Annotated in this window: 13 protein-coding genes and 1 riboswitch; of the genes, 10 read left to right on the forward strand and 3 right to left on the reverse strand. The window is 39.5% G+C overall.

Features of this window, described 5'->3' with window-relative positions:
* Window positions 1-186: 186 nt before the first annotated feature.
* Window positions 187-966 (forward strand): class II glutamine amidotransferase, encoded by a 780-nt coding sequence (locus AB4153_RS14995; RefSeq protein ID WP_102526083.1) that lies wholly within the window; start codon window positions 187-189, stop codon window positions 964-966.
* A 212-nt stretch (window positions 967-1,178) separates the two neighbouring features.
* Here the strand turns inward: AB4153_RS14995 and AB4153_RS15000 are convergent, their stop codons facing one another.
* The 3 genes from AB4153_RS15000 to AB4153_RS15010 all read right to left on the reverse strand — a co-directional run bounded on the left by AB4153_RS15000 (window position 1,179) and on the right by AB4153_RS15010 (window position 3,203).
* Entirely contained in the window at window positions 1,179-2,060 is an 882-nt protein-coding gene (locus tag AB4153_RS15000) for a DUF3108 domain-containing protein (protein ID WP_371997991.1), read from the reverse strand.
* Window positions 2,061-2,081: 21 nt separating this feature from the next.
* Window positions 2,082-2,426, reverse strand: a complete 345-nt coding sequence (locus tag AB4153_RS15005) for an MGMT family protein (protein WP_102526082.1) — start codon at window positions 2,424-2,426, stop codon at window positions 2,082-2,084.
* A gap of 96 nt (window positions 2,427-2,522) precedes the next feature.
* Entirely contained in the window at window positions 2,523-3,203 is a 681-nt protein-coding gene (locus AB4153_RS15010) for a hemolysin III family protein (RefSeq protein WP_102526081.1), read from the reverse strand.
* 428 nt (window positions 3,204-3,631) lie between these two features.
* Here AB4153_RS15010 and AB4153_RS15015 point away from each other — a divergent pair, with 428 nt between their 5' ends.
* The 9 genes from AB4153_RS15015 to AB4153_RS15055 all read left to right on the forward strand — a co-directional run bounded on the left by AB4153_RS15015 (window position 3,632) and on the right by AB4153_RS15055 (window position 13,961).
* Complete coding sequence (locus AB4153_RS15015) at window positions 3,632-4,963, forward strand: hypothetical protein (protein WP_371997993.1); 1,332 nt, start codon at window positions 3,632-3,634, stop codon at window positions 4,961-4,963.
* A gap of 204 nt (window positions 4,964-5,167) precedes the next feature.
* A riboswitch (TPP riboswitch) is annotated at window positions 5,168-5,266 on the forward strand.
* Window positions 5,267-5,508: 242 nt separating this feature from the next.
* Window positions 5,509-7,542, forward strand: coding sequence for a phosphomethylpyrimidine synthase ThiC (thiC, locus tag AB4153_RS15020; protein WP_371997995.1), 2,034 nt, complete (start codon window positions 5,509-5,511; stop codon window positions 7,540-7,542).
* Between the two features lie 2 nt (window positions 7,543-7,544).
* Entirely contained in the window at window positions 7,545-9,266 is a 1,722-nt protein-coding gene (gene thiE, locus AB4153_RS15025) for a thiamine phosphate synthase (protein ID WP_371997997.1), read from the forward strand.
* Window positions 9,259-10,047: a ThiF family adenylyltransferase gene (locus AB4153_RS15030; protein ID WP_371997998.1), complete on the forward strand. Its 789-nt coding sequence runs from the start codon at window positions 9,259-9,261 to the stop codon at window positions 10,045-10,047. Before thiE ends, AB4153_RS15030 begins: the two co-directional genes overlap by 8 nt.
* A 26-nt stretch (window positions 10,048-10,073) precedes the next feature.
* Complete coding sequence (gene thiS, locus AB4153_RS15035; RefSeq protein WP_102526076.1) at window positions 10,074-10,277, forward strand: sulfur carrier protein ThiS; 204 nt, start codon at window positions 10,074-10,076, stop codon at window positions 10,275-10,277.
* 1 nt (window position 10,278) lies between these two features.
* Window positions 10,279-11,043 (forward strand): thiazole synthase, encoded by a 765-nt coding sequence (locus AB4153_RS15040; protein ID WP_371997999.1) that lies wholly within the window; start codon window positions 10,279-10,281, stop codon window positions 11,041-11,043.
* A gap of 19 nt (window positions 11,044-11,062) precedes the next feature.
* Window positions 11,063-12,172 (forward strand): 2-iminoacetate synthase ThiH, encoded by a 1,110-nt coding sequence (gene thiH / locus AB4153_RS15045; RefSeq protein ID WP_371998001.1) that lies wholly within the window; start codon window positions 11,063-11,065, stop codon window positions 12,170-12,172.
* Window positions 12,173-12,320: 148 nt separating this feature from the next.
* The gene (locus tag AB4153_RS15050; protein ID WP_371998002.1) at window positions 12,321-12,605 is read left to right on the forward strand and encodes a chemotaxis protein; all 285 of its coding nucleotides are present in this window, start codon (window positions 12,321-12,323) and stop codon (window positions 12,603-12,605) included.
* A 9-nt stretch (window positions 12,606-12,614) separates the two neighbouring features.
* Complete coding sequence (locus AB4153_RS15055) at window positions 12,615-13,961, forward strand: putative metalloprotease CJM1_0395 family protein (RefSeq protein WP_371998004.1); 1,347 nt, start codon at window positions 12,615-12,617, stop codon at window positions 13,959-13,961.
* The last annotated feature ends 65 nt before the right edge of the window (window positions 13,962-14,026 follow it).

Below are 14,026 nucleotides of genomic sequence, written 5' to 3' on the forward strand. Positions count from 1 at the left end.
ACAGAAGTGACTTGTGGTCAGACCTCTATCACATAAAATTAAACCTTACTGCACACGATTACAAGTTTTTTCAAACAATTGTTTAAAATATTTTCTACAATAAAAATATCCCAAAAATGTTTTGCACTAGGTACAATAGTTATTAGATAAAATTATGACTTATAAAACTTTTTAAGGCGTTTCCCCATGTGTGAGTTATTAGCGATGAGCGCTAACGTTCCAACTGATATTGTGTTTAGTTTCACAGGCTTAGCAGAAAGAGGCGGTGTCACTGGTCCTCATGTCGATGGCTGGGGAATTACTTTCTATGAAGGCAAGGGTAGTCGTACTTTTAAAGATGCTTGTCCAAGCAGTGAATCACATATTGCCAAATTGATTAAATCTTACCCTATCAAAAGTGAGATAGTGGTTAGCCATATTCGTCAGGCTAATCGTGGTTGTGTGTCACTTGAAAATACCCATCCTTTTACCCGTGAATTATGGGGTAAGTATTGGACATATGCTCACAATGGTCAGTTATCTGATTATCAAGAAAAGTTTGTTGTTAATCGTTTTCAACCGGTTGGTGATACAGATAGTGAATTAGCTTTTTGTTGGATTATGGAACAAGTGTTAGTTGAATTTGGCCCTAAGCAACCTGAAGATATGAATCAAGTGTTTACATTCATAGCTGGGTTAGCCGACGAAGTAAGAGCCCTTGGTGTGTTTAATATGATTTTGAGTGATGGGATCGATTTAATGACCTATTGCAGTAATAACTTATGTTACATCACCCGCCGTGCACCTTTTGGCAAAGCAAAGTTAATTGATACCGATGTGGTTATTGATTTTGATAAAGAAACCACACCGAACGATGTGGTCACTGTGATTGCGACTAGACCACTAACTAAAGATGAAGAGTGGCATATTTTAAAACCGGGTGAATGGAAGCTATTCAGACAAGGTGAGCTTCAGGCTTGCAACTAATTGTAGATATTATCTTGAACTCTTTGTGATAGAAGAAATATCTTTGTGATAATAAAAAGTGACAGTCGATAATCGACTGTCACTTTTTTTTGGTTAAAACTTAATTACTTGGACATTGAGCAAATGTAGATTTAAATCTGCAAATTTTAGTACGAGAACGTCTGAAAAAACCTTACTATTATATGGGGTGTTTCAAACACCTGCTTTATAGTCTATTTAGTAAAAGGTACAAGTGTTTCGTTTTCTATAGGCTCTAAAAATTGATAATTATCTATTTGTATATCGAGCTGTTTACTGCCTTTTGAGAAATGGCTTAACCTTATTGGTAAGTAGCCTAAATCAGGTGCCATCCAAAAAAATGTCTGACGTTTTTTGCTGGTTCTGACGACTTCAATTTTAATGGTGTCGTATGAGCCACTTTCAAGTGTCATTAATTCTTTACCAACAATCTTAAATTCGTAATCATCTAACTCTTTTTCTTTGACCATGGTGTAGTGCAATTTTTCTGGAGGATTGTACATATCCAACCTAAATTGCAGTTGCACCATTAATGGATCGAGAATGTTGTTTTCGAATGTTAACTTTTCGCGCTCGTCTTTATATATAGTATGAATAACACCTTGCCCTTCAGCGAATACCGTTTGTTCACTATAGTCGCTACCGGTTCCTGAGCGTTTACTCATGTAGCGAATAGGTTTTAATTTACCATCTACTAATTGAAACTCGCTGCTAATATTACGCACATCAGACAACATCAATAAACTGACATCGCTATCGAAACGATATTGATAGTAACCATTATCTGAGGCTGGCAGTTGATAACGAGCCTTGCCTAAATGAATACTGCCATAGTAAACATTATATTCAGCATTGTGAGCAGCAAGGGGCTTGAGGTAGTTAGATGAATGTTCTATTTCTGCGTCTGTGGCAATATTCTGTGTGTGTTTATCTGATTGTTGTGCTGTGGTGACAGGGGATGTTTCGGCATTAACTGGTGAAAAAGGCTGCAGCAATAGGGCTGCCATTACTACTGCAGTTAATGAAGTGTTATTTGTCGTAATAATATTCGAGAAATCGGATAATAATTTAACCAAAGCAGTACCTACGTAAGAGAGTTAAAAAGGTAACGATAAAACCAATGTCGCCATATCGGGTTTCCATTCAAATTTTGACAGTGAAATTTTGCCTTTGTTCACTTCAATTCCTTCTGATCTTAGTCGCTCTTGTTGGTTTTGGAAATTAATCGTGTTGAGTTTAAAAGATATTTTACCTTGGCTATTGATAACTCTATGCCAAGCTAAGTTTAAATGTGGTGGTGCTTCTTGTAGTGCTCGAGATACATAGCGAGCACGACCAGGAAGTCCTGCTAAATCTGCAACTTTGCCATAGGCAAGTACATTTCCTTCAGGGATCATGTTGACGATAAACCAGATTTTTTGTTTTGGCGAAAGCGGATTCATTCAATAATCATCACAGCAAAAACAACAGCATAATCTATCAGTTGCTTGATAGGAATCTTTGCAAAGTTAAAGTGACGTTTTATTTGAACAGAGCATTTAAATCACGGCTAAATAGATACACAAAAAGTGTGACAATGCGCCAGCGAGTACAAACAAATGCCATATAGCGTGGTTGTACGGAATGCGCTTATTAATGTAGAAAATGACACCTATGCTGTAAAAGGCTCCGCCTGCTAATAGCAGATTAAAACCTAAATCTGTCATACCTTTGATGAGATCATTCATAACCGTAACGCATAACCAGCCCATAACGAGATATAGGATGACACTAAAGGCTTTGAAGCGGCCAATAAAAAGTGTTTTGAATATGATGCCACCCAGTGCAAGTATCCAAATAGCAGCCAAAACAATATTTGCTTGTTCCCCGTCTAAGCTAATCAGCATAAGGGGAGTGTAAGTGCCGGCAATTAATGTATAAATGGCACAATGATCGGCCATTTTAAAACGTTTTCGCCAAAGTTGTGATTTGCTTGAATGATATAAAGTTGATGCTAGAAATAGTAAAACGATACTGAGACCGTAAATTCCGATGCCAAGCATCTCAGTGGTATTTAAATGTGTCGATCCTTTAACTAACATTGCCACCATGGCGACGAGGCCTGCTAACACTCCTATTCCATGGGTGACACTGTTTGCTAGCTCTTCAGTCGCACAATAGTCAGACTGAGAGCATGAGTTAGTTTCAATTTTGGGAGCCACATTTAACTCAAGAGACATCTTGGTATACAACTTAATAAACTAATTGAAAAATTAGAGTAACAGCTTAAATTGTAAAACACTAGATTTTTAGCGTACATGTGTAAGCTAAATTTAAAAGTGTATTATTTCAGTTTGTTAACAAAGTATTATGTGTTTTATGGTCTTCTCGATGCTTTATTGAACTAATTTAAAGATTGAGTATCAGATAATATTCAGCGATTAAAACAGTAGTGAATACTTGTAGTGAATGCCTGTAGCATTAGCCTTTAGAGACAGCAGCTGTAAGCAGAGTTTAGGTTGACCAAGACTAGACAATCAAACCAATGCTTTATTCATCGCTTGATAAATCGTGTTAACACGGACATTTTTTAACACTAACTTTTTTACACTATATGCGATAAAGCGTTATAGCGTTTTATAATCACCAAGGCGATAGGATGCGCTAAATGACCCACAAGCATGAACCTAAGCTTTTAACAAAAGAGCTATCTACTTCGTCGTTAGCTGCTGTAAAGGATAGTGCTTCCTCAAAACAAGACTCGGCCCATGCAAATTTTAATGATGCGATTTACCTAAGCGAATCTACAAATTTCAATCAATCTTGTTCAGAAGATATTCAAAGTCATATTATTGCTAGCGATGCCGTTTCTCAATTTGTAAATGATAGTGATAATATTGAGCTTTCTGAATTAAACTTGTCTCTAGCCTTAGCCATAACAAGCCAAAACCACAACGAATCATTAAATTTTGATGAGCCTTTTCAACTTGATGAATCTTTTAAATTAGATAGCAAAATAACTCGATCAAATTATTCATCCGCAAAAGATATTGGTACCGTTTATAAATTTAAAACGATAAGGAAATCGTTAACTCTAACCGTGTTTATGGTAGCAATTGCTCATATTTTAGCTTTTTTCATATTGCTAGTTCTTGCTGAACAGACAGTCAACATTTTCGTAGAAATCGCCACCTCGAAACAAGAAAATCAAACAGAAACGAAAGAGATCAATGCTTATTTCATTACTGCTGAACAGTTAGACGGCCTAATCAATCAAGATACGTCAGCCTCAGACGTGAATGAAACCCAAATTGATCACACAGCTACTGAACCACAAGATAACGCCATTACAATACAAGATGCAGTCAAAGAGGAAGTCATAGAGGAACGAGTTGATGATGCAACAAGTGTAGAAACTAAAATCAATACTGTTAATTTACCTGAAAAGAATTCATCTGATAACCAATTAATTGAAGTTAAAGAAATTTATGAAATCAATACGATAATTGAAACCAAAGAAGATTTTAATTGGGCAAATGTAGACAGCATGTATTTACAGCAAGAAAAGGATGATGATGTAAGCTCCCATTTGTTTAAAGACACAAAATTAAATCAACACTTATTTACAGGAACAAATGCAGTTAAGCATCAAGTATTGAAAAACTTAAATCAGCAAGCGCTTAATACTTTAATTTCACAGCAAGCTCATTTAGCGACCTCAAAGAGTGGGGCAAGTTTAAGCGAGCTCACGCCTGAGATGTTTGATATTGAAATTATTGAGATTGAAGACAAGCGACAAGCCACCACACTTGACCATAGATTAGACCCCAATAGAATTATGAAACATGGGGAGACATGCTATCGTATTGTGCCATTACCTACGCAAATTAATCCTCATGCAGAAGGTCTAGGTTTTGCTGAGCCCTGTGATAGTGCAAAAATGAAGAAAGTCTTGGGGAAGGCAATTCAAAATAGATTATCTAAAGTGCAATTACCTTAAACATTTGCTGACTATTTATCCATTTTTGAAACCAATCATTGCTTTTACTCTTAATAATAATTCACTTAATATGTTAATTTGGTATTCATAATTAGTATTGTTATTGAATATCAGATGCTTGTCGCATGAATTAATTTGATTGACTATTGTGTTCGCCTGACTTTATTTCACTTGTATTTTATTTCATTAGCTGAGTATACTGCTTGCATCTTGTCGGAGTGCCTTATGGCTGAGACCGTTTATTCGGGATCCGTTGAACCTGATCAGGTTAAAACCTGCGAAGGAAACAAGCAGTTAATTTGCTATTTCTTCTTATTGTTTATGTTCAATTTAATTCAACAAACGTTGAAATTGATGTTGAAACATATAGTGTGATTTTGATTGTTCTTTACCTTTAGAATGACCAAAAATACAAAAAAAAGTATCCAAAATTTATGGATGTTTTTTAAACATTAAATGCAAATTACAGAGTTATGTATAACTCGCTCGTCATCAACACACCTCTCCAGACAAGCAACTCTATTTCATTAATTTTGAGGTTGCTAATGTCAAATCGTCGTCAAACCCGTGAACAAGCTCAGGCTTTCATTGATACGTTAAAGCCGCTACAACACCCTAATTCCGAGAAAATATATTTAAGCGGATCCCGTGAAGATTTATTAGTCGGTATGCGCCAAATTCATCAGACAGACACCATTTTAGGTGGCAGCGACGATGCTCCAGTAACAGAGAAAAACCCGCCAATCAAAGTGTATGATTGTGCAGGTGCTTATTCAGATCCCGATGCTGAAATTAACGTTCGACTAGGTTTAAACAAATTTCGCGAAAGTTGGATTGATGAACGTAAAGATACCGAGCAACTTGCAGGTGTGAGTTCTGATTTTACTCAGCAACGATTAGCGGATGATGGCTTGGATCATTTACGTTTTGAAGCGTTAGTTCCCCCAAGGCGTGCTAAAACGGGTAAGTGTGTCACTCAAATGCACTATGCTCGCCAAGGTATTATCACACCAGAAATGGAATACATTGCCATTCGCGAAAATATGGCGCGTGAGCAAGTTACCGATGAAATACTGACACAAAAAGCACCAGGTGAAGCGTTTGGCGCAGTCATAGGCCAAGCTATCACAGCTGAATTTGTTCGAGAAGAAGTGGCTCGTGGTCGTGCAATTATTCCATTAAATATCAACCACCCAGAAGCTGAACCCATGATCATTGGGCGTAACTTTTTAGTAAAAGTAAACGCGAATATTGGTAATTCTGCGGTGACGTCATCAATCGAAGAAGAAGTCGAGAAATTAGTCTGGTCTACCCGCTGGGGCGCGGATACGGTTATGGATTTATCAACTGGCCGTTATATTCATGAAACGCGAGAGTGGATCATCCGAAATTCACCAGTACCCATTGGCACGGTGCCGATTTATCAAGCGTTAGAAAAAGTGAACGGTGTTGCTGAAGATCTTACATGGGAGGTATTTCGCGATACCTTGATTGAGCAAGCAGAGCAGGGCGTTGATTACTTTACTATTCATGCTGGTGTGTTATTGCGTTATGTGCCGATGACCGCCAAACGGTTAACTGGTATTGTTTCCCGTGGTGGTTCAATCATGGCGAAGTGGTGCTTAAGCCATCATAAAGAAAGTTTTTTATATGAAAATTTCAAAGAGATCTGTGAAATCTGCGCCGCTTATGATGTGTCTTTATCTTTAGGTGATGGTATGCGCCCTGGCAGTATTGCCGACGCGAATGATGAAGCACAATTTGCAGAACTCGAAACCTTAGGTGAATTGGTAAAAGTGGCTTGGGAATATGATGTGCAAACCATCATTGAAGGTCCTGGTCATGTGCCAATGCAATTGATTAAAGTGAATATGGAAAAGCAACTCGCCCATTGCGATGAAGCGCCATTTTATACTTTAGGCCCACAAACGACGGATATCGCTCCTGGTTACGATCATTTTACCTCAGGCATTGGCGCTGCAATGATGGCTTGGTATGGCGTTGCTATGTTGTGTTATGTCACGCCAAAAGAGCACCTAGGTTTACCCAACAAAGAAGATGTTAAACAAGGTTTAATTGCTTATAAAATTGCAGCTCATGCAGCAGATGTCGCCAAGGGGCATCCTGGCGCTCAAATACGTGATAATGCATTGTCAAAAGCCCGTTTTGAATTTCGCTGGGAAGATCAATACAACTTAGGTTTAGACCCTGATACAGCCCGCGCTTATCATGATGAATCTTTACCACAAGAATCTGCCAAAGTCGCCCATTTCTGTTCTATGTGTGGTCCCAAATTTTGCTCAATGAAAATCACACAAGAAGTCAGAGAGTATGCAGCAAAGCAAGAAAAACAAGCACAAAGTGCAGGAACAGAGCAGCTAGTATCGGTTGTGGATGCCAGCGAATTTAAAGCGAAACAAGTTTCAGATGCTAATGCTGAAAAACAAGTCGTTGACGTTAATGCGGCGATGGCGAAGAAGTCTGCAGAATTCAAAGCCACAGGTTCAGCACTATACCACGCCGTATCTGACAAACCGCTTGTCACCCCAGAGGCTGAGCTTGAAGAGCTTGAGGGGTAAGCATGCACAGGCCATACGACCTTAAAAAAGTGCAAGCTAAGCCCGTGCAAGCTGGGCAATTGCAAACTAAGCCTATCGTCTGGACCATAGCAGGTTCAGACAGTGGCGGCGGCGCGGGTATTCAAACTGACTTAGCAACCATAAATGATTTAGGTTGTTTTGGTTGCAGTGTCATTACCACAATTACGGCGCAAAACTCAGTTGCAGTTAATTTAGTCGAACCCGTTTCAGAGGCGATGCTAGAAGCACAATTGACGGCGCTCTATGACGATTTACAACCTGCAGCAATCAAAATTGGATTGATTGCTAATCAGCAGCAATTAAATGCAATTGCTTGCTGGCTAAATGCTTTTAGACAGCGAAATATCGCAAATCAGACTGTGCCGGTGATTGTTGATCCTGTCATGGTGGCCAGCTGTGGTGATGGTTTAAATCAAACTGACGAATTAGATTTTAGCCCTTTTAAAGGGCTGATGACGTTAGTGACACCTAATGCTGCAGAGTTATTTAGGCTAGAAGGTTTAGCTAACATAGCCAATCCCCACTCTAAAGTCGGTTTTCATCAAGCTGCAACAGCGTTAAATCAACTCTTACGTTGCAATGTGCTTGCAAAAGGTGGTGATGCCGAACCATGGCAAGGGGAAACTGCTAGTGATCTATTTGTATGTCAGCAGGTTAATGGCGTCAGTGAATCACATCAATATCAACAGTTTTGGTTAACTTCTAAACGAATCGATACTGATAATAATCATGGCAGTGGTTGTACTTTATCAAGTGCTATTGCCTGTTTTATGGCATATGGTTATGTGCTGCATGATGCGATTGTGATGGCCAAAGCTTATGTGTCAAAAGGCTTAATCAACAGCGTGCAATATGGCCAAGGTACGGGCCCAGTTGCTAAAACAGGCTGGCCTGAAGATATTAGTTTATACCCATCTATCAGCTTTTATTATGATCACCAGCCCTGTGATTTATTTACTTCAACCACGCAAAGTGGTTGCTATGACAATGGTTTTCCCCTGTTATCACAAGAGATTGGAATTTACCCTGTCGTAAATGATGTCGTGATGCTCGAAGCGCTGCTTAAGGCTAACTGCACCACAGCTCAATTACGTATTAAGAAGTCAGACAATTTACTACTTAAGGATATTGAGCAACAAATTCAACAAGCAATAACGTTAGGGCGAGACTATAACGCGCAAGTGTTTATTAATGACCATTGGCAATTAGCGCTAAAGCATGGTGCTTTTGGGATTCATTTAGGCCAAGAGGATGTTGAATTGGCTAACCTGGACTCGATAAAAGAGGCTGGTATTGCCCTGGGTTTATCAAGTCACAGCATCTTTGAAATCTTATTAGCTCATCAGTTAAAACCGTCTTATATCGCACTCGGGCATATTTTTCCTACCACTACGAAAGTGATGCCATCAGCACCGCAAGGACTGGCTAAGTTAGCGCGTTATGCTGCTTTGCTTAAACCTGTTTGTCCAACGGTAGCAATAGGTGGGATTGATAAACATGTGCTCGATGCTGTTAAAGCAACAACAGTGCGCAGTGTTGCTGTAGTAAGGGCGATTACTGAAGCTAACTACCCTGAAACGGCATTTAAACAACTGTCGCATCAGTGGTGCAGTGACAGTACTGGTATTAGTACTAAAAGTCAGTATGAAAAAGAGCCTAACGACAGTAAATATACGATCAAAGGGAACAGTGATAATGAGTAAGCTAACGGATAAACAATATATCCGTTATTCAAGTCATGTGTTGTTGCCTGAAATTGGTGAACTTGGTCAGCTTAAGTTATTACAAAGTTCAGTGTTAATTATTGGTGTTGGCGGGCTGGGTCATGCCGTGGCTCAGCAACTTGCTGCGGCAGGCGTTAAACATATTACTTTAATGGACGATGACACTGTTGAGCTTTCAAACTTGCCAAGGCAGCTGCTGTTTAACGAGCAAGACATTGGTCAGCTTAAAGTTAACATTGTAAGGCAGAAACTGAGTACTGCTTATAGCGATTGTAAAATCACAGCCGTCTGTAAACGCTTCACAGCTGAAGACTTTTATTCAGTTGATTCAGTCAATTCTGTGGACTTAGTATTTGACTGTACAGATAACTTTGCTTCGCGATTATTGATTAATCAGGCAGTGGTAAATGCAAAAGGCGTGTTGATCAGTGCTGCAATAAGTGGGGCAAAGGGTCAGTTATTCTGTATTGATCATAGCAAGCAGAGCAATTTTCACGGTTCAGGATGTTATCAGTGTCTTTATCCCGATGACTCCAATGTCAGCCAATCGTGTACCCAAGCAGGCGTATTAACATCAGCCTTATTATCCATGGCATCGATGCAATCGTTATTAGGACTTAATTGGCTAACAAGTGATGTAAGCCAACGTGAACGATTAAAAGGGCAGTTGCACTTATTTAATGCCCATAACTTACAGTGGCGAAAAGTCACAATGTCACAAGACCCAGATTGTTGTATTTGTAGTTCGAGTTGCATTTAGGACAAGTTATTAGTGTAGGAATTGACATGATTACAATTGAATTTAATGGACTAGCTCAAGAGCTAGGTTACAACTCAAGTTTATTACAATTAATAGAGTTGAAAAATTTGAACCCAAAGTCGTTAGCACTTGTGCTTAATGACCAAGTGGTACCGAGGAGTCGCTGGGCGCAGATTGAGTGCCAACATAGTGACAAAATTGATGTTTTCTCAGCTGTAGCAGGTGGTTAACATGCTATCTATTGCCGATCACCAATTTGATTCAAGATTATTTACGGGCACAGGAAAGTTCTCCGACGCTAAGACCATGTTAACGGCTATTGAAGCCTCTCAGTCGCAATTAGTCACATTAGCGATGAAACGTATCGATCACAATAAAGATTTTGATGACTTACTGACACCATTGCAGCAAATGGGCGTAAAGCTTTTACCGAATACTGCAGGCGCTCGAAATGCTAAAGAAGCCGTATTTGCTGCTGAACTTGCCAGTGAAATGTTAGCGACAAAATGGATTAAATTAGAAATCCATCCTGATCCTAAGTATCTGATGCCAGATGCGATTGAAACATTAAAAGCGGCTGAAATACTCTGTGCAAAAGGGTTTACAGTTTTACCCTATGTACATGCTGATCCAGTGTTATGTTACCGGCTTGAAGAGGCAGGCTGCGCGGCTGTTATGCCACTCGGTAGCCCAATTGGCAGTAATCAAGGGTTAGCCACAGAACCCTTTTTAGAAATTATTATTGAGCAAGCTAACATTCCTGTAGTGATCGATGCAGGGATTGGCGCGCCATCTCAAGCTTGCAGAGCAATGGAAATGGGCGCAGATGCAGTATTGGTTAATACTGCAATAGCCAGTAGCGCCGATCCGGTGCTGATGGCTAAATGCTTTAATCAAGCTGTTAACACTGGTAGACAAGCTTATCTTGCAGGGTTGGGCAATGTGGAAAAACAAGCAAAACACACCAGCCCATTGACAAATTTTCTGAATTTATGATTAAAGGTTTACGTTACTAATGAGTTTTCTTGAACAGTTTAAGCGGTTAAACCTCGATGACTTATCAATGCGCTTATATAGCACGACGGCAGATGATGTTAAGCGTGCACTCAATCACCCACAAGGTAGCATTGACAGTTTAATGGCATTGTTATCACCTGCTGCTAAACCATACATAGAGCAAATGGCACAACAAGCTTACCGGTTAACAAGACAGCGTTTTGGGGCAAATATCGGGCTATATTTGCCTTTATATCTGTCAAACCTTTGCGCAAATGAATGCGATTATTGCGGCTTTTCTATGAGCAATAAACTCAAGCGCAAAACCTTGTCTGACAATGAATTGCTGGCTGAAATGAAGATCATTAAGCAGCGAGGGTTTGATTCAATATTGTTAGTATCAGGGGAGCATGAAACCAAAGTTGGCATTGACTACTTTAAGCATGTATTGCCCATAGTGAAGCAAGCATTCAGTTATGTAGCGATAGAGGTCCAGCCGTTAACTCAACCTGAATATCAAGAGCTTGTTGAGTTAGGGCTTGATGCTGTGATGGTATATCAAGAAACCTACCAGCCGCATACCTATAGCAAGCATCATACTCGCGGTAAAAAGAAAGACTTTGCTTATCGGCTTGAAACGCCAGATAGAGTGGCTGCAGCTGGCGTTGATAAAATCGGTTTAGGCGTGTTGCTAGGACTGGATGATTGGCGACTTGATGCCTTAATGATGGGTCATCACTTAGCTTATTTACAAAAGCAATATTGGCGCACTCGCTACAGTATTTCATTGCCTAGATTAAGACCTTGTACTGGTGGCGTTTCGCCAAAAGTGGAACTGACTGATGAAGGCTTAGTACAGATGATCTGCGCATTCAGATTATTTAATGCACAGCTTGAAATTAGCCTGTCGACTCGTGAAACACCTGAGTTTAGAGACAATTTACTGCCGCTTGGCGTGACAAATATTAGCGCTGGCAGCTCTACTGAGCCTGGTGGTTATCAAAACCCACATACTCAACTGGATCAATTTGAAATCAGTGACGACCGTAGCGTTGAGCAAGTGATTGAAAAAATGCAGATAAAAGGACTAAATCCAGTTTGGAAAGATTGGGAGCGGGCTTGGCATTAATTTAACTTTTAAGTTCATCATTGTAGTACTGTACAAACTTGTATTCATGGATGATAATTAACCAATTAGTGAGTTAAGTCTAACGTGAGTGTTGTAAATAAATTTATTGTATACACGGTTAGATTTGGGTTTAAAAAGGAATGATCAAATGCAAATACCTTCTGCAATGACTTCAGGAATACAAGGTTTACAGAGTGCCCAAAATGATTTAGCACAAGCAACGACAGCTGTCGCGGCGCCTGAGCCCACTACAACGACTCCAGTTAAAGTTGAACAAGATACCGTTACGTTAAGTTCTCAAGCTGCACAATCAACAGATAAAGTGTCTGCGATCATTGATGCTGAACAAGCAGTGACTCAAGCTCAGGCATCTGCTGAAGTCATTGATGTGGCCTCTGAAAATGTTGGCACTATTATAGATTTATCTGTTTAAAATTCAGAGATGAACGTACAAAGTCAGCCACTTCAGCAAGGGACAAGTTCTCTAAATCGTCACAATACTTCGAGTAGTAAAAGTGTTGTGGCTGATTCTGCCATAAGTAAAACTGTCTCAACTGTCCCAGTAACAAATAAACCCGTTTCAAATGCATTAAATACCAATAATATTAATCATAATGTTCTAAGTCCTGAACTTGTCAGCGCTGATGTTAACGACCATAACGAAACGATCAGTGTTACAAAAAAATCTTCAGTATTGGCCTCATCTTCAAGTTTCAATTCCAGTACAATTCAGTCAAGTACAATTCAGCCCAGTTCAATTCAGTCCAGTTCAAATTTTCACGCAGGCTCCCTGACTTCGAAGCCATTAAAAACACAGAGTGTCGTTAATTCAAGTCATTTGAGCCCGCAATTTAATTTGAAAAGTGGACCAGTATCGGTTTTAGGTGTCATTTCATCTTCCAAAACTACAGACATCCAGATTGATGGCCAAGCTAATCAAATCGCTGGTGGTCATTCAAATTCTGTTAACACGAGTTCATTGACCACATCTGCGTCAGTGAGCGCTTTTGAGGATACGACTAATGATGTAACGTCCGGCTTACGAGACAGCGATAAAAGCTTTGCAGCTTCTACGCTGGTGGCGACGGGTCAAAAAGAAGCTATTGCTAATGTCGATGAAAATACTAGTACAAACGAAAGTAACAACGACATTCAAAGCGACAACAGCAAAGCTGAAGTTGCACAAAAGGAGCAAGTAAAACAAGATGTGCAAGATTCACATCAAGCTGAGCAAGAAAAACAACAAGTACAACTTGATACTCAAATTATTAATGAATTATCTAAAAGGGATGCTGAAGTTAAAACCCATGAACAGGCGCATGCAGCTGTTGGCGGAAGTTTTGCTCAAACACCCCAATATACTTATGAAAAAGGCCCAGATGGAAAACGGTATGCAGTAGAGGGGGAAGTAAAGATTGATGTTGGTGTAATAGAAGGTAATGCTCAAGCTACTTTCAATAAAATGCAAAAGGTTTACGCTGCTGCAATGGCTCCGGTTCAACCTTCTACAGCAGACATTCAAGTCGCTAATGAAGCGGTTCGAAAAATGAATGAAGCTAAAAAAGAGCTTGTATCTGAAAGACAAGAAAAGGTGCTAAGCACAGAAGAGTCTCAACAAATCAATCAATTAGCTCAGCAGTTGGATGAGCAGCAATTTACGCCAACATACCCATTTGATCAAACTAATGATGAAGGAAATGAGCAAGCTAACAATGCGAGTATTTCTCGTATCAAGGATTCAGCGATTAACGCCGCACAAGAATATTCATCTATTAATATTGCCGTATAACACTTCATCACTTATTAAGTCATTCAAATCAATTCAAACTAATTACATTCAAAGTAATTGCATTC

It is taken from the genome of Shewanella sp. 10N.286.52.E4 (genome assembly GCF_041468785.1).
Lineage (GTDB): Bacteria > Pseudomonadota > Gammaproteobacteria > Enterobacterales > Shewanellaceae > Shewanella > Shewanella electrodiphila.

Coding starts and splice junctions, on each gene's coding strand:
- AB4153_RS15040 (WP_371997999.1), top strand. CDS start 10,279: ATGCTATCTATTGCCGATCACCAATTTGATTCAAGATTATTTACGGGC.
- AB4153_RS15005 (WP_102526082.1), bottom strand. CDS start 2,426: ATGAATCCGCTTTCGCCAAAACAAAAAATCTGGTTTATCGTCAACATG.
- AB4153_RS15055 (WP_371998004.1), top strand. CDS start 12,615: ATGAACGTACAAAGTCAGCCACTTCAGCAAGGGACAAGTTCTCTAAAT.
- AB4153_RS15030 (WP_371997998.1), top strand. CDS start 9,259: ATGAGTAAGCTAACGGATAAACAATATATCCGTTATTCAAGTCATGTG.
- thiE (WP_371997997.1), top strand. CDS start 7,545: ATGCACAGGCCATACGACCTTAAAAAAGTGCAAGCTAAGCCCGTGCAA.
- AB4153_RS15010 (WP_102526081.1), bottom strand. CDS start 3,203: ATGTCTCTTGAGTTAAATGTGGCTCCCAAAATTGAAACTAACTCATGC.
- thiH (WP_371998001.1), top strand. CDS start 11,063: ATGAGTTTTCTTGAACAGTTTAAGCGGTTAAACCTCGATGACTTATCA.
- thiC (WP_371997995.1), top strand. CDS start 5,509: ATGTCAAATCGTCGTCAAACCCGTGAACAAGCTCAGGCTTTCATTGAT.
- AB4153_RS15050 (WP_371998002.1), top strand. CDS start 12,321: ATGCAAATACCTTCTGCAATGACTTCAGGAATACAAGGTTTACAGAGT.
- thiS (WP_102526076.1), top strand. CDS start 10,074: ATGATTACAATTGAATTTAATGGACTAGCTCAAGAGCTAGGTTACAAC.
- AB4153_RS14995 (WP_102526083.1), top strand. CDS start 187: ATGTGTGAGTTATTAGCGATGAGCGCTAACGTTCCAACTGATATTGTG.
- AB4153_RS15015 (WP_371997993.1), top strand. CDS start 3,632: ATGACCCACAAGCATGAACCTAAGCTTTTAACAAAAGAGCTATCTACT.